The sequence below is a fragment of the Pseudomonas sp. GW821-FHT03C07 genome, assembly GCF_059420925.1.
Genome location: NZ_JBWKUQ010000011.1, coordinates 57,953 through 82,217 on the forward strand (window position 1 = coordinate 57,953; position 24,265 = coordinate 82,217).

The 24,265-nt window shown below is 62.3% G+C and carries 21 protein-coding genes; 13 read left to right on the forward strand and 8 right to left on the reverse strand.

Annotated features, from left to right (window positions below; translation table 11 throughout):
• Positions 1–25: 25 nt before the first annotated feature.
• The 4 genes from AC07VG_RS20730 to AC07VG_RS20745 all read right to left on the reverse strand — a co-directional run bounded on the left by AC07VG_RS20730 (position 26) and on the right by AC07VG_RS20745 (position 5,237).
• Positions 26–1,243 (reverse strand): mandelate racemase/muconate lactonizing enzyme family protein, encoded by a 1,218-nt coding sequence (locus AC07VG_RS20730; RefSeq protein ID WP_495001985.1) that lies wholly within the window; start codon positions 1,241–1,243, stop codon positions 26–28.
• Between the two features lies 1 nt (position 1,244).
• On the reverse strand, positions 1,245–2,543 hold the full coding sequence (locus tag AC07VG_RS20735; RefSeq protein WP_495001986.1) for an MFS transporter: 1,299 nt from the start codon (positions 2,541–2,543) through the stop codon (positions 1,245–1,247).
• 89 nt (positions 2,544–2,632) lie between these two features.
• Entirely contained in the window at positions 2,633–4,057 is a 1,425-nt protein-coding gene (gene aldA, locus AC07VG_RS20740) for an aldehyde dehydrogenase (RefSeq protein ID WP_495021784.1), read from the reverse strand.
• A gap of 232 nt (positions 4,058–4,289) precedes the next feature.
• On the reverse strand, positions 4,290–5,237 hold the full coding sequence (locus AC07VG_RS20745) for a LysR substrate-binding domain-containing protein (RefSeq protein WP_495001988.1): 948 nt from the start codon (positions 5,235–5,237) through the stop codon (positions 4,290–4,292).
• Positions 5,238–5,684: 447 nt separating this feature from the next.
• Between AC07VG_RS20745 and AC07VG_RS20750 the strand changes: the two genes are divergently transcribed.
• Entirely contained in the window at positions 5,685–6,920 is a 1,236-nt protein-coding gene (locus tag AC07VG_RS20750) for an MFS transporter (RefSeq protein ID WP_495021785.1), read from the forward strand.
• Here the strand turns inward: AC07VG_RS20750 and AC07VG_RS20755 are convergent.
• Positions 6,861–7,772, reverse strand: coding sequence for a LysR substrate-binding domain-containing protein (locus AC07VG_RS20755; protein WP_495001990.1), 912 nt, complete (start codon positions 7,770–7,772; stop codon positions 6,861–6,863). The genes AC07VG_RS20750 and AC07VG_RS20755 overlap by 60 nt on opposite strands.
• Before the next feature lie 139 nt (positions 7,773–7,911).
• Here AC07VG_RS20755 and AC07VG_RS20760 point away from each other — a divergent pair, with 139 nt between their 5' ends.
• The 8 genes from AC07VG_RS20760 (at position 7,912) to AC07VG_RS20795 (ending at position 18,357) form a co-directional block, all read left to right on the forward strand.
• A complete protein-coding gene (locus AC07VG_RS20760; RefSeq protein WP_495001991.1) occupies positions 7,912–8,793 on the forward strand; it encodes a HalD/BesD family halogenase in 882 nt (293 codons plus the stop codon).
• A 182-nt stretch (positions 8,794–8,975) separates the two neighbouring features.
• The gene (locus AC07VG_RS20765; protein ID WP_495021786.1) at positions 8,976–10,202 is read left to right on the forward strand and encodes a M24 family metallopeptidase; all 1,227 of its coding nucleotides are present in this window, start codon (positions 8,976–8,978) and stop codon (positions 10,200–10,202) included.
• A gap of 471 nt (positions 10,203–10,673) precedes the next feature.
• Entirely contained in the window at positions 10,674–12,308 is a 1,635-nt protein-coding gene (locus AC07VG_RS20770; RefSeq protein WP_495021787.1) for an ABC transporter substrate-binding protein, read from the forward strand.
• Between the two features lie 74 nt (positions 12,309–12,382).
• Positions 12,383–13,336: an ABC transporter permease gene (locus tag AC07VG_RS20775; RefSeq protein ID WP_495001994.1), complete on the forward strand. Its 954-nt coding sequence runs from the start codon at positions 12,383–12,385 to the stop codon at positions 13,334–13,336.
• Positions 13,333–14,169, forward strand: a complete 837-nt coding sequence (locus AC07VG_RS20780) for an ABC transporter permease (protein WP_495021788.1) — start codon at positions 13,333–13,335, stop codon at positions 14,167–14,169. The genes AC07VG_RS20775 and AC07VG_RS20780 overlap by 4 nt, the downstream gene beginning before the upstream one ends.
• 2 nt (positions 14,170–14,171) lie before the next feature.
• A complete protein-coding gene (locus AC07VG_RS20785; protein WP_495001995.1) occupies positions 14,172–15,812 on the forward strand; it encodes a dipeptide ABC transporter ATP-binding protein in 1,641 nt (546 codons plus the stop codon).
• Positions 15,813–15,951: 139 nt separating this feature from the next.
• Complete coding sequence (locus tag AC07VG_RS20790) at positions 15,952–17,133, forward strand: porin family protein (RefSeq protein WP_495001996.1); 1,182 nt, start codon at positions 15,952–15,954, stop codon at positions 17,131–17,133.
• Between the two features lie 348 nt (positions 17,134–17,481).
• A complete protein-coding gene (locus AC07VG_RS20795; protein ID WP_495001997.1) occupies positions 17,482–18,357 on the forward strand; it encodes a LysR substrate-binding domain-containing protein in 876 nt (291 codons plus the stop codon).
• Positions 18,358–18,498: 141 nt separating this feature from the next.
• Here the strand turns inward: AC07VG_RS20795 and AC07VG_RS20800 are convergent, their stop codons facing one another.
• Genes AC07VG_RS20800 through fae form a run of 3 tightly spaced genes read right to left on the reverse strand, consistent with a single transcriptional unit; the run spans position 18,499 to position 21,486 of the window.
• Positions 18,499–19,932, reverse strand: coding sequence for an NAD-dependent succinate-semialdehyde dehydrogenase (locus tag AC07VG_RS20800; RefSeq protein ID WP_495021789.1), 1,434 nt, complete (start codon positions 19,930–19,932; stop codon positions 18,499–18,501).
• The gene (locus AC07VG_RS20805; protein WP_495001999.1) at positions 19,929–20,963 is read right to left on the reverse strand and encodes an aldo/keto reductase; all 1,035 of its coding nucleotides are present in this window, start codon (positions 20,961–20,963) and stop codon (positions 19,929–19,931) included. Before AC07VG_RS20805 ends, AC07VG_RS20800 begins: the two co-directional genes overlap by 4 nt.
• A gap of 10 nt (positions 20,964–20,973) precedes the next feature.
• Positions 20,974–21,486: a formaldehyde-activating enzyme gene (gene fae / locus AC07VG_RS20810; RefSeq protein ID WP_495002000.1), complete on the reverse strand. Its 513-nt coding sequence runs from the start codon at positions 21,484–21,486 to the stop codon at positions 20,974–20,976.
• Positions 21,487–21,894: 408 nt separating this feature from the next.
• Here fae and AC07VG_RS20815 point away from each other — a divergent pair, with 408 nt between their 5' ends.
• The 4 genes from AC07VG_RS20815 (at position 21,895) to AC07VG_RS20830 (ending at position 24,265) form a co-directional block, all read left to right on the forward strand.
• Positions 21,895–22,113, forward strand: a complete 219-nt coding sequence (locus AC07VG_RS20815) for a hypothetical protein (RefSeq protein ID WP_495002001.1) — start codon at positions 21,895–21,897, stop codon at positions 22,111–22,113.
• 415 nt (positions 22,114–22,528) lie between these two features.
• Positions 22,529–22,876, forward strand: a complete 348-nt coding sequence (locus AC07VG_RS20820) for a hypothetical protein (RefSeq protein WP_040069550.1) — start codon at positions 22,529–22,531, stop codon at positions 22,874–22,876.
• A gap of 298 nt (positions 22,877–23,174) precedes the next feature.
• Positions 23,175–23,456, forward strand: a complete 282-nt coding sequence (locus AC07VG_RS20825) for a DUF2790 domain-containing protein (protein ID WP_495002002.1) — start codon at positions 23,175–23,177, stop codon at positions 23,454–23,456.
• 275 nt (positions 23,457–23,731) lie between these two features.
• Positions 23,732–24,265 carry a winged helix-turn-helix transcriptional regulator gene (locus tag AC07VG_RS20830; RefSeq protein WP_495002003.1) on the forward strand — a complete coding sequence of 178 codons (534 nt, stop codon included), beginning with the start codon at positions 23,732–23,734 and terminating at the stop codon, positions 24,263–24,265.

The following is a 24,265-nucleotide window of genomic DNA, read 5'->3' on the forward strand; positions in this document are numbered from 1 at the left end:
CCCTGTCCCAGGACGGCAGGATGGCTCAGCCCCTGGCCGGCGACGTGTCTTTCACATCGGCGGGGGTCGGCGCCATTTGCAGGTGCAGCCGCTGGCCGGTGTAGGGCGTGTGCTTGCGCACCACGTCCATGTTCAGCTCAACCCCCAGGCCCGGCTCGGTCGACGGGATGATGTAGCCGTCCTCCCATTGCAGCGGCTTGGTCAGCACTTCGGCGTGGAAACCGCCCCAGGTCATGATGCTTTCCTGGATCAGGAAGTTCGGCGTGCAGGTCGCCAGCTGGAAACTGGCCGCCGCGCCGATCGGGCCGTTGTACAGGTGCGGGGCGATCTGCGCGTAGTAGGCCTCGGCCATGCTGGCGATCTTCTTGGCTTCCAGCAGGCCGCCACAGCGCGCCACGTTCATCTGCAGGATCGACGCACCGCCGGCCTGCAACAGCTTGAAGAACTCGTACTTGGTGGTCAGCCGCTCGCCAGTGGCAATCGGGATCGTGGTCTTGGCCGCCACTTGCGCCATGGCCTCTTCCTGGCCTGGCGGTACCGGCTCTTCGAACCACAGCGGGTCGTACTTCTCCAGGCGCTTGGCCAGGCGAATCGCCGACGACGGCACCATCTGCCCGTGGGTGCCGAACAGCAGGTCGCACTTGTCGCCCACCGCTTCGCGGATCTTGCGGCAGAAGGTTTCGCAGCGTTCCAGCACTTCCAGGGAAATCTGGTGACCGGAATAGGCGGTGTAAGGCCCGGCCGGGTCGAACTTCACGGCGGTGAAGCCCAGCTTCATGTTCTCCACCGCGCATTCGGCGGCCAGGTCCGGGTCATCGTAGTCGTACTCGCCACGGCTATTGACCGGGTACAGGTAGGTGTAGGAGCGCAAACGCTCGTTGACCTTGCCGCCCAGCAGTTCATAGACCGGTTTGTTTGCCGCCTTGCCGATGATGTCCCAACAGGCCATCTCCAGGCCGCTGACCACGCCCATCATGGTCAGGTCCGGCCGCTGGGTGAAGCCGCTGGAATAGGCCTGGCGGAAGAAGCGCTCGATGTGGTGCGGGTCCTGGTCCTGCAGATAGCGCTCGAACACGTCTTCGATGATCGGCACCATGGCCTTGGGGCCGAAGGTAGCGGCATAGATCTCGCCGACACCTTCGATGCCGCAGTCGGTCTTGAGCTTGACGAACAGCCAGTACATGCCACCGATATGCGGCGGCGGTACGGCGACGATATGGGTTTCCAGGGAGACGATTTTCATATCAGGCACCTGCCTTTTTATTGACCAGCGCACGCAGCGCCAGGGCCGCCAGGGTTCCAAGCCCGCCGATAAAGGCGATGTAACCGAAATAGAGCTGGTAACCGAGGGCGCCAGGGAAGTTTTCCGTGAGATAACCGTTGATCAACGGGATAAAGGTGTCCGGCAGGTAGCCGACCACCGAGACAATGCCAATGGCCAGGCCCGTGATCCGCAGCGGGATCTTGCAGGTGTCGAGGATCGCCCAGTACAAGCCGCGAATGGCGTAGGTCATCAGGCCGATAAAGATCACCGTGGCCACCAGCAGGCCGATACTGCCCAGCGCCGGGAAGACGATCAGCCCGAGGATGCCGAGGGTCGCCAGCAGCAACGCGACGATCAGCACTGAAACATTGGAGAACTTGTCGCCCAGATAGCCGCCACCGAGGCCACCGATAGGCCGCATCCACAATTTGATGGTGGTGATGGTGCCAGCCATGACCGCGGTCATGCCGCTGCCTTGCAGGTAGTCGGAGAAGCTGTAGGTGGCCCAGAAGATGTGGTAACCGCAGAACACGATGGCCGTCACCAGCCACAATTCGGGGATCTTCACCAGGAAGGTCAGGTCGCCGAGCAGATTGTGCGCGGCCTTCTCTTCCTGGGTTTCAATGGCCGCCACGGACTTGGGGTCCTTGAGCGACACCAGCACGCAACCGATGGCGATACAGGTAAAGGAGTACAGGTAGACCACCTGCTTGAAGCCTTCGGCCGCCGACTCGCCGCGGGTCTCGGTGGCATAGGCGAACAGCCCCAGCGCCACGGTGGCGAGCATCGCCTCCACCAGACCGCGACCGCCGTCGAGGATGCCGAAGAAACGCCCTTGCTCGGACGGCTCGGCGATCATCTTGACCCGCTTGAGCACCGAGGCCCAGAAGGTCAGGCCGGTGGTCAGGCCCCAGCAACCGAAGATGATCATCAGGCCGCTCATGGAAGGCGCGGTGGAATACCAGATCCCCAGCAGGCCGGTGGCGACCAGCGAGAAGAAGATCAGGAAGCGCGGTGCCAGGCGATCCGCCAGCCAGCCGCTGGGCAGGTAGCTGAGCAGGAAGATAGTCCCGAGCATCGAGTACAGGTAACCCAGCTCGCTGTGATTGATATGAAACACCGCGAGCATGGTGGTCTGGTAGACCTGACGCAGGTAGAGGATCGGATAGATCGCACCGGCGGCCAGCACCAGCAACATCAGTTGGAAATAACGGCTGCCCTTGTCGCTTTGCGCGGACGTGGCGGCGGCGTGAACCTGAACAGCAGCAGGCTTGGACATGTACTGGGACCTCGGGCGATCCGGCAGTGCACGGTCGCCCTTCTCTATCGATTGTTGTTATTGGAATAGCGTGTCGCGTAAAGCCTGTCTCAGTACTTCATGACCACCAGTCGGGTCTGGGTGAACTCGAGCATGCCATGCTTGCCGTCATCGCCGCCCAGGCCGGAACGTTTCCAGCCGGCGTGGAAACCCTGGTAGGGATCGGCCGGGGTGCGGTTGACGTAGAGCTCGCCGGACTCGATGGCATTCGCCACTTTCATCGCGGTGCGGTAGTTCTCGGTATAGAGCACCGACGACAGGCCGAACTGATGATCGTTGGCCATGGCCAGCGCCTCGTCGATATCACGGTACTTGAGCACCGGCAGGACCGGGCCGAAGATTTCTTCCTGGACGATTTCCATATCCTGGCGGCAGCCGCTGAGCAGGGTCGGCGGGTAGAAATGCCCCGCGCCTTCGGGGATCACACCACCGGTTTCCAGCACCGCGCCGGCGGCCACGGCACGCTCGACCATGGCGTGGATATTGCGCCGTGAGCTGGCATTGACCAGCGGCCCCATCAGGCTGGCGTCCGCGGCACGGTCGCCAAACCGTACCGCGCTGATTTTCTCTTTCAGCAGCGCGAGGAAACGGTCGTGCACGCTTTCGTGGACATAGACCCGCTCCACCGCCGTGCACAGCTGGCCACAGTGGGTGGTCTTGGAGGTGACGATGGCGCTGGCGGCCTGTTCCAGGTCGGCATCGGCCTCGATGATCGCCGGGGTCTTGCCGCCCAGCTCCAGGGAGGGCTTGGCGATATTGGCCTTGCAGTAGTCAAGCACGATGCGCCCGGCGTTGACGCTGCCGGTCAGGGTGATCAGGCCGACAGCCTTGTGGGTGCAGACGCTGGCGGCGGTGTCATGGTCCATGGTGAGAATATTCACCACCCCGGCGGGCAGGCTGGATTGCTGCACGGCCCGGGCGATTTCAAATGCCGAGATCGGCGTGTTGTTGCTCGGACGCACCACCACGGTATTACCGGCGATCAGCGCCGGGGCAATCTTGCGCAGCAGGGTGTAGACCGGGTAGTTGAACGGAATCAGACAAGCAACGACGCCGATCGGCTCACGCTGCAGAAACAGGTTTTCATCCGGGGTATCGCTGGGAATGATCTCGCCTTCGATGCGCCGCGCCCATTCGGCGTGGTAGCGGGTGATCTGCGCGGCATAACGGGCTTCGTTGCTGGCGTCGGCGACGCTCTTGCCAGACTCCGCCGCCAGGGCCTGGCCGATGTCTTCGGCGCAGGCTTCCAGGGCGCTGGCAAAGCTGCGCAGATGCTCGGCGCGTTCGATGCTGGTGAGTTTTCCCCAGCGTTTCTGGGCGGCGGCGGCGGCCTCGACGGCCTCGACCGCTTCGCCGGAGGTGGCGGCCGGCACGTGGTCGATCAAGGCTTCGGTGGCCGGGTTGTAGACCGCGATCCGGGCTGTACCGGCGGGTTCGACGAACTGGCCGTTAACAAAATTGCGCTGGGTGGACATGTACTGGTTCTCGTACTTTTCTTATCTGAGAGCCAGCAGTCTTGTCATCCGGCGCGGGATGAACAAACGATTAATTCAAGCGGTAAACATTCAAAAAATGCAGGTTACCGCCGGACAGCACCTCGACCTGTGGAAGCCGGCTTGCTGGCGATGAACGATAACGCGGGGTAACTGATGCACCGCGGCGCCTGCATCGCCAGCAAGCCGGCGCCTACAAGGTCCGTGTACACCTTCAGATAACGGGCATCGGCGCCGCCGTCGACGGTTCAAGATGCCGTCGTGCCAGCTCCAGTTCTTCCTGCAACCACTGGCTGAAAATCTGCAACTGAGGGATCTGCGTCTGTTGCTGCCGCGTCACCAGCCAGTAGGACTGGTGGCCATCCACATGCACGTTGAGCACCTGGGTCAACTGCCCGCAGGCCAGTTCGCCGGCCACCATGTGCCAGTCGGCGATGGTGATGCCCAAACCGTCGATAGCCGCACGAATCGCCAGGTCCAGCAGGTCGAATTCATAGCCGCTCAAGGTATCGACGCCGCTGATCCGCGCCGCGTCCAGCCAGTGTTTCCAGGTCAGGTAGCGCTGGTCCTCCTTGGCCAGCACATGTAGCAGGGTCAGGCGATTCAGGTCGATCTCTTCCTGCCCGCTCAACTCGCGGGCATACAGGCTCGGCGAGCAGACGGCGATATGCCGCTCGTGCATCAGCAACGAGCTGTCCAGGCCATCCCATTCGCCATCGCCGAAACGGATCGCGCAGTCCAGGGTGCTGGTCTCGGCCAGGCTGTCCTGCAGACGCGTGGTGATGCTCAGCTCCAGCCCCGGATGCTGCTGGCGCAGGCGCCCCAGCCGCGGCAGCAGCCAGCGGCTGGTAAAAGTCGGCGGCGCATTGATGCGCAGGCGGTTGGCGTGGTTCTTCTCCTGGATGCCGCGCACGGTCATCTCGATCTTGTCGAAGGACTGATGCAGCGCGCGCAGCAACACCCGCCCGGCACTGGTCAATTCGAGATGGTGATGACGGCGCTCCAGCAGGCTTTCGCCCAGTTGCTCCTCAAGCTGACGCACCTGGCGGCTGACGGCGCTCTGGGTCACGTTCAGCAGCTCGGCGGCGCGGGTAAAGCTGCCGGTGCTGCCAGCCACTTCGAAGGCTTTGAGCGCATTGAGCGCGGGCATTTTGCGTTTCAAGAAAAGACACTCACCAAGGGTCGGACAGCCACAAGCATCGCATGGGGCCGGGGTGGGTAACATTCCTTTTTGTCTATCGTCCTACAAAAAACACCACCTCCCCGCCAGCAATCCTGTAGGAGCGAGCTTGCTCGCGATGAGCCCGAAGGCGCCGCGATATAGCCAATACCCCGCGTCATCGTTGACGACCATCGCGAGCAAGCTCGCTCCTACAGGTTGATCGGTTCAAGGTCGCTTTTGCAAGAAAACTGTCGCCGATAGATAAATAGCACGAGTATTTCGCACACGCCCCATGAGTATTCAGCACTGGTTCTTTTCAACTTATAAACGCTACCCTGCCCTACAACTTTAAATAGAAAGTTTCCACGCACTTACATTGGGCGCCATTCCCACTTTCGCCCCACTGTGTTGCACCCCTCCCAACAACTTATTTTTTCGGGCCGCGCAATGGCAATCAGTAAAAACATCCCCGCCAGAACTATTGGCCTGCTCGCTTTTATATTTACCTGCTGCAATGCCAGCACCCACGGTTTCAGTATTTTCCTTTATTCCGCCTTGTTACCCGAGATCCGCCAGCACTTCTCCCTGAGTTACAGCCAGGCCGCCTCCATCGCCGCCTTGCTGCAACTCTTCTATATGGGGGCCTCGATTGCCAGCGGGATCGCCGCCGCCTGGATCAGCCCCTTGAACATGGTGCGCCTGACCATGCTGCTCAGCCCGCTGCTGCTGGCGCTGGCGGTGGCCACGCCCTGGGTCCTGCCCTTTGCCTTATGCCTGGCGCTGGTCTCAGCCTGCGCGGTGTCCAACTGGAACGCGATTGCCGCCCTGGCCAGCGAGGTGATTCCCCCGTCGCACCGCAGTCGGGTGCTGGGCCTGGCGTCTTCCGGGGCGGCCTTTGCCATCTGCCTGAATGGCATCCTGATCGCCCTGCTCCAGGGTATTTCCCTGGGCGCATTCTGGCTGATCTGCGCCGGACTCACATTGATCGTCACCCTGCTGACCTTCTGGGCCCTGGCCCCCCTTGGCCACCACCCGGATACCCGCCCCATGACGGCCATCTCGCTGAGCCGGGTACTCAGGCACTGGCTGCGCTTATGCCTGGAACAACCCATCGCCGTGCATATCCTGCTGCTCAGTGGGTTTATCGGCAGTATCAGTGGCCCATTCCTCAACTTCCTCTCGGCCTTCGTCACTGAACGCCTGGGTGCCGGCCCGCAGGTCACCGGTTCGCTCTGGACCTTGATCGGCGCCTGTGGCGCACTGGGCGGGATATCGCTGGGGTCACTGGCTGACCGCTGGGGGGCGTTGCGGGTGATGGCCATCAGCATCGGCGCCTTCGGCCTGGCCATGCTCGGCCTACTGTTGCACCCCGGTCTGCTACTGACCTGGCTGGCCGCCGGGCTGTTCGCGCTGTTCTACTTTCCGGTCTGGGGCCTGATGGCCGCCTACCTCAGCGCGCGCCTGACACCCGTGCAAAGCCTGCAAGTGGTGAGCCTGAGCATGGTCGGCTACGGTCTGGGCAGCGCCAGCGCGAACTGGCTCAACGGCCTGTTGCTGCAAGCCAGCGGCTCGTTCGCCATCATCCATGCCTGGATCGCCGGCGGGGTCCTCGCCAGCCTGCTGTTACTGCAGGTCATGGCCCGCCACCAGCGCCGTCGGCCGCTGCTCCAAGAGCCGGTCTGAACGTCGCAACTGGCGCCCGAGCATCTCCACCATCGCATCGAGCCCCGGCTCCTGGCAGGCCGACGAACGCCAGAGCATCAGGCGGGCTGGCTCGATAGCTGGAAAACCGTCCCGCTCATCGAGAATCCGCCAGCCTTCCGGCACCAAGCGGCGGGCGGTCACTCCCACAGTGTCACCGCCTTCGATGGCCACGCCGATCCCTCGTGGGCTCTGGCTGGTGTAGACCACGTGCCACGCCCGACCGGCCTCGGCCAGGGCGTCGATGGCATTGGCGCGAAAAGCACAGCCCTCGGCATACACCGCCAGCGGCACCGACGGGTCATCAGCCCAGGCGCGGTCGTCAGCGGTCACCCAGACCAGCGGTTCGTCGCAGAGAAACTCGCCCTGTTGCAAGTTGGCATGTTGCACGCCGAGTACCAGGTCCAGCTCACCACGCTGCAAGCGCCCGACCAGGGCCACCGAGGCCTCACAGCAAACGTCCGGACGGACCTTGGGAAAGTGTTCGCGAAAATCGCGCAAGACCCCGGCCAGGCAGTATTGCGCGTAGTCCTCGGGCATCCCGACATGGATGCAGGCGAAGTCATTGGGCAGATGGGCGGCATTGATCGCCTCGTTGTGCAACTTGAGGATGCGCCGCGCATAGATCAGAAAGGTCTCGCCGCTGGGGGTCAGGCTGATGCTGCGGCTGGTGCGGTAGATCAGCGGCGTGCCCACCACCTCTTCCAGCCGTTGCAGACTCTGACTGATGGTCGACTGGGTTTTATGCAGGCGCTCGGCGGCCGCCGAAAAACCCTGGCATTCAATAATCGCCACAAACACCTTGAGCAATGATCCGTCCAGATGACCTGACATAACTATCGCTCCCGCCGATGGATTCGATCGTAACTCATCATTTCTATTACTCCTGTTTTTAAGTAACTATCGATTCAACGCCGAGACAACTTCGAACCTTGCACTGGCGACTAATGATCGTTAACTTCAGGAGCCCGAAATGAGCCTTCAACTTGCCGATGCCGAAGTCGGTGATATCCGCGATATCGTCAACACCGAACGTTATCCCATTCATGATTCGGGCCATGTCCAATTACAGGCACTGATCAATCACGCCCGTGCCGAACTGGCCGTCGACGGTTGCTGCCTGCTGAAAAACTTCCTGCGCCCTGAAGTACTGGAACAGGCCCGTCTCGAAGGCCAGGCGCTCTCGGGCAAGACGTTTTATTCAGTGCGCAAGGTCAACGCCTACTTCACCGAAGACGATCCCTCCCTGTCGGCGGAAGACCCGCGCCGCACCTTCATGGAGCGCACCAGCGGCTTTGTGACCCGCGACATGATCGCCCCGGACGCGATCATTCACCGGCTCTACGTCTCGCCGATGATGAAACGTTTCATCAGTGCCTGCCTGGGGGAACCTGAGATTTTCGAATATGCCGACCCCTTTGCCGGCCTGGTGATCAATGTGATGCCGGAGGGCTCCCAGCAGCCTTGGCACTTCGACACCAACGAATTCATCGTCAGCATGATGACCCAGAAGCCCGAGGCCGGCGGTCTGTTCGAATACGCGCCGATGATCCGCTCGCGCACGGCGGAAAACCTCGGCGCGGTGGGCCAGGTGGTACGGGGTGAGGATCGCAGCCGGGTGAAGTACCTGGAGCTCAATCCCGGCGACCTGCAGATCTTCAAGGGGCGCTTTTCGGTGCACCGGGTGACCCGCGTCGAGGGCGCGGTCGAGCGCAATACCGCGATCTTCGCCTACTCGGAAAAGCCCGGAATCATCGGCCGCGCCGAGCGTACCAAGCAGCTCTACGGACGGCTCTCCGAAGCCCATCTGCAAGCCGAACGCAGCCGGGTGCGTAGCGACCAACTGCTTGACTGACCGCCCCAGCACCGCCCCTGTAGGTGCGAGCTTGCTCGCGATGGTCGTGAACGATAACGCGGGGCGCCTGACAGCCAGCGGCGCCCTTGCGGCCATCGCGAGCAAGCTCGCTCCTACACAGAACATGCGATTCCTATAAGAACGAATTTCCATCACCGACCGGTATTAGCGAGGAACACTCCATGAGTCTTTTCGGCCCCAACCGCAACCCCGCCGACTGCGAACCCACCTACGCCGAGATCCAGCAGATCCAGCTGGACCGCCTGCAACGAGTACGCAACGAGCTGAAAAAACGCGACTACGCCGCCTGCGTGCTGTTCGACCCGACCCATATGCGCTACGCCACCGGCTCGCGCAACATGCAGGTGTACTCGGCGCGTAACCCGGCGCGTTATGCCTTTATTCCCGCCGAAGGCCCGGTGGTGGTCTTCGAATTCGGCGGTTGCCTGCACCTGGCCGCGTCATTGAATACCGTCGATGAAGTGCGGCCAGCCAAGGCGATTTCCTACTACTTCTGCGACAGTTTCCTGAGCACTGTCACCGCCGACTGGGCCGCCGAAATCGACGACCTGGTGCGCAAATGCGGTGGTGGCAAACGCATTGCCATCGAGAGCGCCACCTCGGCGGCGGCCTTCGAGCTGCAAAAGCTCGGCTACCAGGTCTTCGATGCCCAGGAGCCGCTGGAACGCGCGCGCTGCATCAAGGTGCCGAACGAGCTGAAGATGATCCGCGCCAGCCTGCGCGCCACCGAAGCCGGCGTGAAGCTGATGGAAAGCAAGCTCCAGCCCGGTATCAGCGAAAACGAACTCTGGTCGCACCTGCACCAGCATGTGATCGCTACTGACGGCGACTACGTGGAAACCCGTCTGCTCTCCTCCGGCCCACGCACCAATCCCTGGTTCCAGGAATGCAGCACGCGCCCCATCGAAGCCGGCGATCTGGTGGCGCTGGACACCGATGTGGTCGGTCGTTTCGGCTACTACGCGGACTTCTCACGAACCTTTCTCTGCGGCGAACAGGCCGCCACGCGCAAGCAGCAGGAGCTGTACAAGCTGGCCTATGAACAGGTGCAGACCAATATGGAAATGCTCAAGGCCGGGCGCAGCTTCAAGGAGTATGCGGAGCTGGCCTGGAAGATCCCCGACCACTACAAGGCCAACCGTTATTTCGCCCTGGCCCATGGGGTTGGCATGACCGGTGAATACCCCTACGTGGTGCACCGCGAGGACATCGATGCACTGGGCTATGACGGGGTGTTCGAGGCGGGCATGACCATCTGCGTGGAAAGCTATATCGGGCATGACGAAGGCGGTGAAGGGGTCAAGCTCGAAGAACAGATCTATATCCACGAACACGGTATCGAGCTGCTCTCGGACTATCCGTTCGACCCGCGCCTGATGCCGAGTTGAACCCTGCGGCATGGGTTCGTGAAACCACCGCATGACCTGTAGGAGCCGGCTTGCCGGCGATGGCCGCAAGGGCACCGCTGGCCATCAGACACCCCGCGTTATCGTTCACGACCATCGCGAGCAAGCTCGCTCCTACACAAGTCAGGAGAACAGGGGAGGGCCATCAGGAGCGTGTCTGGCGCGGGAGGACAATCAGTAATGTGCGTTTTAGGAATTTTCCTACGCTGAATTTATCGTTTGTTCATCCGGAGCCAGATGACAAAACTGCGAGCATCTCAAATAAAAACAACACGAGAGCCGCACCATGTCCAACCTCACGTCCCGCCTCCTGAATGCTCCGCGCTTTGATCTGCCGTCGACGTTTTGCCTGACCGATCACGGGTCCCCCCTGGATCGCCAGCGCTAGCTGCCAACCCTCTGTTCGCAGTGGCACCCAAAAGACGCACTTACGCCCCAGTATCGGAGAGGCTCATGAAAGACCTGACTACCCTGGACGGCTCCGCGCCGCATCCAGCCATGGACGACCTGTGCACCCAAGCCAAGCGCGGCCAGATCAGCCGCCGGCAATTCCTCCACACCGCCACCCTGCTCGGCATCACCGCCGCCAGCGCCGGCAGCTTCCTCGGCCCGGTGCTGTTCAGCGACTCGGCCCAGGCCGCTGAGGCCGGGCCGCCACGCAATGGCGGCAGCCTGCGCTTTGCCTGCGCCATCCAGGAAATCCAGGACCCGATGCTTATCACCTGGATCGAAGCCTCGAACCTGATGCGCAACAGCCTGGAATACCTGACCTGGGTCGATGCGCAGAACATCACCCATCCGTACCTGGCCGAAAGCTGGAAGCCCTCGGACGATCTCAAGGAGTGGGTCTTCAACCTGCGCCAGGACGTCAAGTGGAGCAACGGCGACGCCTTCAACGCCGACGACATCGAGCACAACTTCCAACGCTGGACCGGCGCCGAGTCCAAGTCGGTCAACCGCACCGCGTTCCAGGACATCGCCGCCTTCGAAAAACTCGGGCCTTACCAGTTCAAACTGGTGCTCAAGCGGCCGATCCTGGCGATCCCGGAAATGCTCAACGCCTTCACCTGTGCCATCGTCCATCGCAGCTTCAAGGCCGGTGACGACTGGTCGAAAAACCCGCTCGGCACCGGTCCTTTCAAGCTCACCTCGTTCGCCGTGAACAAGCAGGCCACCTTCGCCAAGCGCGCCGATTACTGGGGCAAGCCGGCCTATCTCGACGAGTTGCGTTATGTCGACATGGGCACCGACGTGTCCACCCAACTGGCCGCTCTGCAAGCCGGGCAAGTCGACGTGCTGTACCGGGTCACCGTGGCCGAACTGGACCTGGCCAAGCGCCTGCCCAACGCCAAGCTGCTGACCTGCAAATCAGCGCAGACCGTGGTGATGCGCATGGCCGTGGACCAGAAGCCGTTCGACGACCTGCGCATCCGCAAGGCCGTGGCGCTCTGCGCCGACAACGCGCAAATGCTCAAGATCGCCTATCGCGGCATGGGCACCCTGGGCGAGGACCACCATGTGGCGCCGTCGCACCCGGAATACTTTCCGCTGCCCAAGCGTACCCGCGACGTGGCCCAGGCCAAGGCGCTGCTGGCCGAGGCAGGACACCCCAAGGGCATCGACATCGACCTGATCGTCGGCAACACCCAGGGTCGCTACGAGCAGGACACCGCGCAGATCCTCCAGCAGAACTGCCTGGAGGCCGGTATCCGCATCAACCTCAAGGTGATTCCCGCCACTCAGTACTGGCCGATCTGGGACAAAGCCGCCTTCAGCCTCACCTACTGGGCCCATCGCCCGCTGGGGGTGATGTCCCTGGAGCTGGCCTACCGCAGCGGCGGCGCCTGGAACGAAAGCCACTACCACGACCCGGCCTTCGACGCCGCCCTGGACAAGGCCATGGGTATCGTCGATCCGAAACAGCGCGCCCTGGCGATGCAAAGCGTGGAGCAGATCCTCCAGGACGCCTGCGTCATGATCCAGCCGTTCTGGGCCGACAAGTTCACCGCCACGTCGCAAAAGGTCCAAGGCTTCCAGGTCCACCCATCGGACTTCTACCCGATGAACGAAACCTGGCTCAGCGCCTGATCCGACCTCTGAAACAATGAGCTCGCCCACCCCGGTGCGGCGAGCCGGCAACTGTATAGCCGGAGCATGCAAACATGGCTGATTTTCTGTGGCGCAAGCTACTGGCCCTGGCAGCGACTTTATTGTCGGTGTCACTGATCGTTTTTTTCGCCCTGGAGCTGAATATCGAGGACGTTGCGATCAACGTCCTGGGTCCCTACTCCGCCGCCGACCAACGCGCCGCCTGGCTCACCGAGCATGGCTACGACCAACCGTTCCTGTGGCGTTACCTGGTGTGGCTGAAGGACTTCGTCAGCGGCCACTGGGGCACCTCGGTGCACTTTCGCGAGCCGGTGATGGACCTGCTGCTGCCCAATCTGGGACAGACGCTGATGCTCGCCGGTCTCGCGCTGCTGATCATGGTCCCCGTGGCGCTGACCCTCGGCGTGCTGGCCGGGATTCGCCAGGGCTCGCCGCTGGACCGCCTGGTGTCGTTCCTGTCCATCGTCACCACCTCGATCCCGGACTTTGCCAGCGCGGTGTTCGTCTCGGCGATCTTCGTCTTCTGGCTCAACTGGCTGCCGGGTGTGAGCAGCATGAGCGACGGTTTCAGCGCCCTGCAGCTGGCGATGCCACTGATGGTTCTGTGCCTGTTCGGCGTCGGCTACCTGGCGCGGATCACCCGGGCGTCGATGGTCGAAGTGATGCAGGCACCGTACATCCGCACCGCCCGCCTCAAGGGCGCCTCGACCGCGCGCATCGTGCTGCGCCATGCGCTGCGCAATGTGCTGATCGCACCGATCACGGTGATCATGCTGTACATCCCGTGGCTGCTGTCCAACGTCATCGTGGTTGAGGTGTTCTTTGCCTACAAGGGCTTCGGCTCGCTGCTCTACACCGCCTCGCTGAACCATGACGTCTACCTGATCGAGGCCTGCGCCATGATCAGTGCGCTGGTGGTGGGCACGACCAAGATCTTCTCCGACCTGGCCTATACCTGGCTCAACCCGCGCATCACCTTGCGCAGCCTTGGCGGGAGCGCCCGATGAACCTTCTGCATGCATTCAAGAACCCCTTGGCGGCCCTGGGTCTGTGCCTGGTGGGCGGCTGGGTGATCCTCGGGATCTTCGCCCCCTGGTTGGCGCCCCATGACCCGCTGGAAAGCTTCACCCCGCTGCTGACCCCGTTCAGCAACGACGGCAGCGGCCAGACCTTCCTGCTGGGCACCGATGTGCTCGGCCGCGATATTCTCTCGCGGCTGATCTGGGGCACCCGCACGGTGTTGCTCTGGTCAACCCTGGCGACCCTTACCGCGTTCGCCTTTGGCATCGCCATGGGCCTGTGCGCCGGCTACTTCAATGGCTGGGTCGACTCGGTCTTGTCCTATATCGCCGACACCGTGCTGTCGTTCCCGGTGCTGGTGCTGTACATCGTGATCATCATCGCCCTCGGCGCCTCGGCGCTGAATATCCTGATCGCGGTGACCTTCACCAGCGCCCCGGCGATCTTCCGGATCATGCGCGCCCTGACCATGGACCTGCGTTCCCGCGACTACGTGCTCAGCGCCATCACCCAGGGCGAAGGCGCGCTACGGATCATGACCGTGGAAATCCTGCCCAACTGCGGCGGCCCGCTGATCGTCGATTTCTGCCTGCGTATCGGCTACACCGCGATCATGATCGGCGCTCTCGGCTTCCTCGGTCTCGGCCTGCCACCGCCCACCCCGGACTGGGGCGGCATGATCAACGAAGGCCGCAGCATGGCCATCGCTTTCCCGCATCTGGTGATCTTCCCGTGCATTGCCATCTCCACCCTGATGCTTGGCCTCAGCCTGCTGGCGGACGGCCTGGACGAACACGCCCAGAAAGGCACAAGGAGTTGAGTATGAGCAGCCAACAAGTATTGCGCGTCGAGGGGTTGTCCATTGAACTGCCGCCGGGCGCCGACCGCAGCCATGCAGTGCAGAAAATCGACCTGGACGTGCGCAAGGGTGAAATCCTCTGCGTGATCGGCGAATCCGGCTCGGGCAAATCGGTGCTGTCCGGGGCCATCATGGGCGACTACGCCAAGGGCCTGCGGCACAGCGAAGGACGGATCGATTTCCTCGGCGAGGACATCTGCAGCATGGCCGAAGCGCAGTTGCGCGGCCTGCGTGGCAACCGCATTGCGATGATTTTCCAGGAGCCCATGGCGGCCCTCAACCCGGCGATCCGTATCGGTCGGCAAGTGGAGGAAATCTTCGAGATCCACGCTCCGCAGATGGGCGCGGCAGAACGGCGCGAACGCATGCTCGCCTTGCTGGAATCGACCCAGTTGCCGGAGCCAGCACGGATCGCCAACAGCTTTCCCCATCAGCTTTCCGGCGGCCAATGCCAGCGGGTGGTCATCGCCATGGCCCTGGCCATGAATCCGGACCTGCTGATCGCCGATGAACCGACCACCGCCCTGGATGTCACCACCCAGGCCCAGGTCCTCAAGCTGATCCGCGAACTGCGCGGGCGCGGCCAGCACGGCATCCTGTTCATCACCCATGACTTTGGCGTAGTGGCGGAAATCGCCGACCGCATTGCGGTGATGGAAGGCGGTCGACTGGTGGAAATCGGCGAGCGCGACCAGGTCTTGCAAGCGCCCCGCCATCCTTACACACGCAAGCTGATTGCCGCGGTCCCGGCCCTGAACCCGGAACTGCATGTGCCCTGCGCCGACGGTGAGATGGCGCTGCGGATCGAACACCTGAACAAAACCTACCACGTCGAAGGACGCCAGGTCTGTGCACTCAAGGATGTCTCGCTGCAACTGCCACGGGGCAAGACCCTGGCGATTGTCGGCGAGTCCGGCTCGGGCAAGAGCACCCTGGTCAAGGCGGCGATTCGCCTGGTGGACAGCGACAGCGGGCATGTCTGGCTCGGCGACAGCGACTTCCTCGCACTCAAGGGCGCGGCGCTGACCCGGGGTCGGCGGCAAATCCAGATGATTTTCCAGGACCCCTACGGCTCGCTCAATCCGCGCCATCGGGTCGGCGACATCATCGCCCGCGCCGCGCAACTGCGAGGCCTGTCGGCCAAGGACGCCTGGACCGAAGCCGGTGACCTGCTGGAGCAGGTCGGCCTCAAGCGCGACGCGCTGAAACGCAAGCCCCGACAGTTCTCCGGCGGCCAACGCCAGCGCATCGGCATCGCCCGTGCCCTGGCCATGCGCCCGCAGGTCCTGATTGCCGATGAAAGCGTTTCGGCATTGGATGTCTCGGTGCAGAAACAGGTGCTGGAGTTGCTCGCCGAACTCCAGCAACGGCTGAACCTGAGCATCCTGTTCATCACCCACGACCTGCGCGTGGCGGCGCAGATCAGCGATCACATCGCGGTGATGCGCCAGGGCGAAGTGGTCGAGTACGGCACCGCCGAGCAGGTGCTGTTGCAGCCTCGGCATAGCTATACCCAGACCCTGCTGGCCGCCGCGCCCGGAGCTTCGATACGACCGCCAACCCAGGCGGGACCGGCACCGGGCCTGAGTGCCGCCGGCGCCTGACCCTCATGGCCCGCTAGCGCCTGGACGCTGTTCACAGCCTCCGTCGTAGCGGGCCCTACCCCTTTCATCCAGACCGCGCTTTTGCCGTGGCCGGGATGGCTGTTGCCAACAATAAACCTAGAGAAGAGACGGAGCGACCATGAACTTGAACACCACCCGGGCCTTGCGCTCATTAACCCCGCTGGCGCTGCTGGGCGCCCTTTCCAGCCCCGCGATGGCGATCCAGGTCACCGACAACCTGGACATCGGCGGCGCCGTCCGCTACCGCTGGGACTATGCGCCGGATCGCGATATCCAGAAGTTCGACTTCGACACCGCGTTCCTCACCGCCAAGTACAACTCCGACACCTGGATCGCCGCCGCCAAGTACCGCTTCTACGGGCGCTCCTACCCTTACCAGTACACCGATCGCATCGGCGCGGTGCAGTTCGCCGAGACCGCCTGGGTTGGCTACAAATTCAACCCGGACCAGCAGGTGCAGGTCGGCCTGAACCAGATTCCGTTCGGCCTGCAACCCTACTTCGGCAGTACCTTCTATGAAACCCTGGGCAACGTGGTCGGCCTGGAAGATGTGGAACAGGTCGGCGCCAAGTACATCCAGCAGAGCGGCGACTGGAACCTGCAAGCCGGCTTCTACCTGCGCCCGGCCCTGCAAGGGCGCGGCACCAGCAACGGCGATACCTACTCCACCGTGGTTTCCCGGGCCGACAGCTATGTGACCAATGGCAGCGACAACCAGGAGCGCAACACCGCCGTGGTGCGCCTGGCCAAGGCCATGCAACTGGGTAACTGGAAGTCCGAGGTCGGGCTTTCGGGCCTGACCTCGACCCTGGAGAACCGCGACACTCGTGAAGACGGCCGCCGCAATGCCGTGGCCATCCACTACCTGGGCAAGGACGGCCCGTGGGGTGTGCAATTGCAGGCGGCGCGCCAGCAGATGTCGCCACGCAATCCGGGCAGCAACGAGGTGGTGACCTTCGGCGGCTATGACGGCACCTTCAACGTCGCCAGCCGCGGTAATCTCTATGTCGCCGATCTGAGCTACGACGTCGACGGCAAATACCTGCTCGACCAGATCAGCGGGATCAAGCTGTACGCCAACTACAGCGCGTTCGACAAATCGGCGGACGACTTCAAGACCTCGCAACGGTTGATCCTCGGCACCTCGTTTTCGGTGAGCAAATTCTGGGTCGCCACCGAATGGCTGATCGGCAAGAACGATCCTTATATCGGTGGCAGCAGCTATACCCAGAGCCTCGCGGCCGGCGGTACCGATCTCTGGAAAAACCAGCTATATGTGAACATCGGCTACTACTTCTGATTGCTCTGCCTGATGTGGGAGCTGGCTTGCCAGCGATGAGGCCCTTGAGCCTTGCGGTGTCCATCCGGACGCCATCGCCGGCAAGCCGGCTCCCACATATGATCTGCTCATTTCATTGCGCATCTTTGTGGGAGAGCACCTGGGCTCTCCCACCTTTTTCCACTCCCGCCGACTATTTCATGCAACAGCCGCAAGCAATGCTTGCATCGTCCCGCCGCTGATAGTCAGATACCTCCTACGAAAAAAGCACTTCAAAGAACAACAATAAACCGACTCCACACAGGTCGACCCCGTGCTTCAACACGGTGTTTTTCAGGTGTATGTCAGCCGGTCTGGAGTATCCATTTCATGCGTCAACTGCCCTCGCTGAACATGCTGCGCGTGTTCGAGGAAGTCGCCCGGCATCGCAGCTTCAGCCAGGCTGCCGCGTCCCTGAACGTGACCCAGGGCGCGGTCAGCCGACAGATCAAGCAGCTCGAGGATTACCTTGGCGTGGCCTTGTTCGTGCGCACGCCCCGGGGCTTGTCGCTGACCGAATCGGGAACGGCGCTGTCGCCGCAGCTGGGCGATGCCTTCGATCATATCGAACGTGCCCTGCAAGCCGTGCGAGTACCCAACCTGCGCCAGCGCCTGCGCATTCTCGCGCCGCCGACCTGGGCCACCCGCTGGTTGTCGGCGCACTTGCGGGCGTTCTGCCAGCGCTACCCGGATATCAGCCTCAGCGTGACCAACCAGGCCAGTCATGACAGCCTGGCCGAGGTCGACTGCCAGATCCGTTTCGGCCTGGAGGCGGCCGCGCATTGCGGCAGCCAGCTGCTGGTGATGGAGCGGCATATCGCCGTGGCGAGCCCGGAGCTGTTCGAGCGGGGCGAGGCGCCGGACCTGCACCACTCGCCCCTGCTGCATATCCTGCACGATGGCAAGCGTCTCAAGGTCTGGGAGAACTGGCTGGCGGCCATGGGTCGTGAGGACGTGGATGCCCGGCAAGGGCTGGAATTCAGCACCCTGGACCAGGTGATCAACACCGCGCTGGCCGGCGGTGGGTTGGCGGTGATCGATCGACAGATGATCGTCAAGGAACTGGCCAATGGCAGCCTGCTGCCCATCACTCCGGTGGAGGTGGTCGGGCCGTATGGCTATTGGCTGGATGTGGCGAACGACAAGCAGGGGCTGTCGAAAGTGCGGCTGTTTACCGAGTGGTTGAGCCTGGTGAGCAATCCCTGACTCAAGTCCCGATGCAATCCCCGGTCGTGTTCAGAGGCAACGCAAAAAAGGAGAACTGAAACCCGATACCGCGCCCGCCCCACGCCCCCCTGTAGGAGCGAGCAAGCTCGCTCCTACAGGGGGGCGTGGGGCGGCGGTGCCTTAGAGGCCGCCCATCAACAGGTATTTGATTTCCAGGTAATCGTCCAGACCGTAATGCGAGCCTTCACGTCCCAGGCCCGATTCCTTGATACCGCCAAACGGCGCCACTTCGGTGGAGATGATCCCTTCGTTGATCCCCACCATCCCGGCCTCCAGACCTTCGGCCATGCGCCAGACGCGGCCGATATCGCGGCTGTAGAAATACGCCGAGAGACCGAATGGCGTGTCATTGGCCCGGCGCAGCACCTCGGCCTCGTCCTTGAAGCGGAAGCACGCTGCCACCGGACCGAAGGTCTCTTCCTGGGCGATCAGCATGCCGTCGCCAACGTCGGTGAGGATGGTCGGTTCGAAAAAGGTCCCGCCGAGGGCATGCCGACGACCGCCACACAACAGCCTGGCGCCCTTCTCCAACGCATCGCCGACATGCTGCTCGACCTTGCTCAAGGCGGCGCTGTTGATCAGCGGCCCCTGCTCGGTCTCGCCGTCCAGCGCATTGCCGACCCGCAGGGCCTTGACCGCCTCCGCCAGCTTGGTGGTAAAGGCCTCGTAGACACCGTCCTGGATGAAAAAGCGGTTCACACAGACACAGGTCTGCCCGGTGTTGCGGAACTTCGAAGCCATCGCGCCCTTCACCGCCGCGTCCAGGTCGGCGTCGTCGAACACGATAAACGGCGCGTTGCCGCCCAGTTCCAACGAGACCTTTTTCAAGGTGTCGGCGGCCTGACGCATCAGCAGCTTGCCGGTACGGGTCGAGCCGGTGAAAGACAGCTTGCGCACCACCGATGAGGCTTGCAGCGCACCACCGATGGCCACCGCGTCGCCGGAGACGATATTGAACACCCCGGCCGGAATCCCCGCCTGTTCCGCCAGTACCGCCAGGGCAAAGGCCGACAGCGGCGTCTCTTCCGAAGGTTTGAGGATCATCGTGCAACCGGCGGCCAGGGCCGGGCCGACCTTGCGGGTGACCATCGCCAGCGGGAAGTTCCACGGGGTGATGGCGGCGACTACGCCGATGGCTTCCTTGGTGACGATGATCCGCGCATCGGCCTTGTGGCTCGGGATCACATCGCCATAGGCACGCTTGGCCTCTTCACCGAACCACTCGAGGAAACTGGCGGCATAGACCACCTCGCCCATGGCTTCGGCCAGCGGCTTGCCCTGCTCGCGGCTGAGCAAGGTGGCGAGCTCGTGCTGGTTGCTCAGCATCAACTCGCTCCAGCGCTTGAGACGCACGCTGCGCTCCTTGGCGGTCAGCTTGCGCCAGGCCGGCAAGGCGCGCTCGGCGGCGGCAACGGCCAGGTTGGTTTCTTCAGCGCCCGCGCGTTGGACCTGGACGATCAACTCGCCATTGGCCGGGTTCAGCACCGGGTAGCTGGCACCGCCGCTGGACCATTGACCATCGATGTAGCTACCGGTACGGATCAACTCGCTCATGCCACGGCCTCGGTCAGGGTGAAAGCGTCCTGGGCCGGACGGGCCGAGCGCAGGATACGTTTGCCGGCGGTGTAATCGTTGATCACATCGCACGGGGTGTAGTTGCGTTCCAGCTCGTACAGCTCGTCGGCGTCCAGGTGGGTCTCCAGGGCCGCCAGGGCGCTGTCGAACTGCTCGGTGGTGTCGGCGCCCACCAGCATGCAATCCACGCCCGGGTGATTGACCACCCAGGCCTGGGCGATCTGCGCATTGGAGACACCGCGACGGCGGGCGACACGCTGCACCGAATGGGCGATTTCGAAGGAGGCTTCGTCGCTGTACATCTGCTGAGTGAAGAAGTCGGTCTGGTTGCGGGTCGACTGCGCGTCGCCAGTCAACAGGCCGCGCGCCAGCGGGCTGAACACCGAGACACCAAGGCCCTGGTCACGGCAGAACGGCAGCATCTCGCGTTCTTCTTCGCGGTAGGCGCAGTTCAGTTGCAGCTGCATATTGATCGGCTTGACCCAGCCGTTGCGCTCGCAGGCCATGAGGATCTTCGCCAACTGCCCGGTGAGCATGGTCGAGACGCCGATATAACGAGCTTTGCCGGAGCGCACGATGTCGTTCATGGCGCTCATGGTTTCCTCGACCGGGGTGTTCACATCGAAGTAATGCAGCATAAAGACATCGACATAGTCCATGTCCAGGCGTTTGAGGGAAGCGTCGATGCTGTCCATGATGTGCTTGCGCGAATGACCGCTGGCGTTGATCCCGCTGCGGGTGCCGTAACCGACCTTGGTGGTCACCACGATATCTTCGCGACGGGTCAGGCGCTTGAGGATGCGCCCCAACACTTCCTCGCCAACGCCGGCGGAATAGAAGTCCGCCAGGTCGATGAAGTTCACCCCGTTGTCCAGCGCGTGCTTGACGATCGGTTCGCTTTTCTTCTCATCGAAGATCCACGGTTTCCAGTCCGGCGTGCCCATGTTCATGGTGCCGAGGCACAGTTTGGAAACCTGCAGGCCGGAATTGCCCAGACGAATATATTGCATGGCGCGGACCTCAGGCTTTCGGGGTGTAGAAAGGGTTGGCGATGTGCTCGAGCACATCGGCGAGCTGGGCACGTACCGGCAACCCGGTCAGAGCGGCGCGGATCGCGGTGCGGCAGGCGTTGTAGTTGTTCAGGTAGACGGCATCGAGGTCATCGCAGGAAGGGTTGACCCAGTTGGCGGTGACGATGGCCCACTCGTCTTCGGCCTCGGCCGGCAGGGTGCCGTCGAGCAGGGCTTCGAGCACGGCCTTGGCGATTCCGGCCTGGGACGCGCCCCAGGTGGCATTGCCGTGGAAGTCGCTGCCGATGGCGGCCTTGTTGACATAGAGGGTCATCGGCTTGACCGGGATATTCGGCTGGGCGATCACCATGAACGGGCAATGCCCCTGGCTCGGCGAAGCCAGGCTGTTGGCGAAGGCCTGGCCGGCCGGACCGTTGCGCGGACCGAGCAGGATATTGATATGGGCGGCGTTCACGCCGGGGCCTTCGAAACCTTCGCCGATGTACAGGTCTTGTTCTTTCATGGGGTTTATCTCGCGGACGCAGGGAATTGAGGGTGATCAGAAACGCGCACGGGCCTTGGGGCACGAACGGTCAAAGTCGGGAAACGCAGAGCGCAGCAGGAAGCTGGCGAGGACGCGGCAGTGGGGCTGGGTCATGGTGCAAACGCTCTTTGTTTTTATGAGTGAGCTGGTGTTTGCGCTTTTTTATCACTGGGGTTGGCGGGGGCTGTAACCATTAAAAGTCATGGGGGTATGAGGTTTTATCATACCCCTGGCGTCACTCGGCCAATACCCTGGGGAAGCTGTCCTAACGGGGTAGGAAGGTGACCCCAGGGTCGTCAGACTGGCGGCTGGTAGTCGATAGAAATATGATTTCCGGGATGGTCCTCACAGGGAGCGACCATAGGACAACATCCAAAAAGGAATCCCATGAAAGACTTCGTCATCGGCGTCAACAATATCGTCCTGTATATCGCCTTGGCCTGCATCTGGATCATCAGCCTGGTCATCATGCTCAGCAGCAGCATCCTCGTAGGCCTGGGCGGATTGGTCGGCGGCACACTGGTGTGGTGCATCATTTCCGGCTTCTGGTTCGTCCAGTCGGCGACCTATGAGGAACTGCGCAAACTGAACTCGAAAAACACCTGACGCCCAAGCCGACGCAATACCCACGCCCTGCTCGGAGGCGACGTTCGTTTCAGCCGTTCCAGGCCCTTGGAACACCGTGAGTTGACATCAACTGACAAACTCCAGGCAAAAAAAAGCCCAAGCGGCTGATGGACGCTTGGGGCTCAAAAATGCATAAACCGTGGTAGGTGAACGCCGGACCATATTAACCCACTGCGACAATCTGTAACAAGGTGTTTTTCAGATTCCTATTGACATAACCCCTTCAATAACCACAAGTTTTTCATGGTTTGATGTGAACCATATTGGGGCACAAACAGTGTTTTTTATCCCTGAAACAATCCGTCGGATAGTTTGATATCACCGACAACAGTATTTGCTTCGCCAACCGGGGGCGGCGACAATTGCCGTTCCATTTTCCTTCGAGGTTTGCAACATGCGTAAAGCACTTACCGTCCTGGCCCTGAGCGCCCTGTTTGCCCAAGGCGCCATGGCGGCAGGCGGCACACAGGCCGCGGTCGGCGGTGGTCTGGGCGGCGCCCTGGGCAACGTCTTGGGCCAGAAGATGGGCGGCAGCACCGGCGCGGCAGTCGGCGCGGGCCTGGGCGGCGCGGCCGGCGGCGCGGTGGCGGCCAAGAAAGGCAAGAAAACCAAGGCCGCCATTGGCGGTGGCCTCGGCGCAGCCGGTGGTTCGCTGCTGGGCAACCAGTTGGGCGGCAAGACCGGAGCGGCCATCGGTGCCGGCCTCGGCGGCGCGGCCGGTGGCGCCCTGGGCGGCAAGTAAGGCTACGCACTCCTTGTAGGAGCCGGCTTGCTGGCGATAGCGGTGTTGCAGGCGACAGCGATGTCGAACAACAGATCGCCTCGCCAGCAAGCCGGCGCCTACAAGGTTGTCGACGATTTCAGGACCTGCCGTGTACACCGCCCATCACAGGACCCAAGGCGTAACACAGCTTCAGTATCGATCACGCTGATATCCGCTATTGGCAAGGATCCGTTCTATTGGCGCCGGTGCCGTTCGTAAAATGGCCACCACTGCCTCACTACCGTCAGGTGAGGGGGATGTCTTTCCGGAGACCGCCATGAAATACCTTCTGTTTGTCCTGCTGTCGCTGTTCAGCCTGGTTGCAACCGCCCAAGGCGATGCGAGCGCTACTCCCCAAGGCCAGGGTGCAACCGCCAGCGCCAACGCCGAACCCTATGACTATTCCGAAGACCTCGATATCGCCAAGGCCGTGCGCGCCGACAGTGCCGCCGCGGCCGACTGTGGTCCGGTGCAGGGGCACGTGATCTATGTCGATGGCCAGGGTGTGCGCCACGAAATGAACTTCATCCGCCTGGGCAATGCCTGCCAGCACGGTTGACCAGCAGCCCATTGTGGAAGCCGGCTTGCTGGCGATGAGGCCTGCAAGTTCTGCGTCGACTATCCGACCGTCATCGCCGGCAAGCCGGCTCCCACAAGGTTCAGTGGCGCTCTCAAGGTCCCATGTCACCGTGTGATCCCTTCCAGCACGAATCCCCCCCTCATCCCCCGCCTGAAAATACTTGCAAAGAGTGACTTGCAAATTGAAAGTCGCTCAAATATATTACAGACATAATATTACATGCGTAATACCATTCGCATTCCGAGGCCCCGACGATGAAGAAGACCCGCTTGGCCCACTTGCACTGTCCCGTGGCACGCAGCCTGGAACAGGTCGGACAATGGTGGAACATCCTGATCCTGCGGGACGCTTTCTACGGTCTCAGCCGTTTCGATCAGTTCCAGGAAAGCCTCGGAATTGCTCCCAGTATTCTGACCCGCCGCCTCAATGACCTGGTGGAACGCGGGTTGCTCGAACGCAAAGCCTACAGCGATACCCCTCCGCGCTTCGACTACCTGCTGACCGCTCGCGGCCGGGACTTCAGGCCGGTGCTGCTGACCCTGATGGACTGGGGCAATACCCACCTCTCGCCCGAAGGCCTCGCCACTCAGCTCGTCGATGACGCCAGCGGCGAACCCGTCGAACTGGCCCTGATCGACACGCGCACCGGCCTGGCCATCAGCCGGCGACACAAGGTCGTGGCCGGCCCGGCGGCCGACGAGCCCATGCGTCGGCGCTTTGAAAAACGTCGCCAACTGGCGACGCTGCAAAACCCTGCTATCGCTCCCCCCCTCCCTGCCAACCGGTAA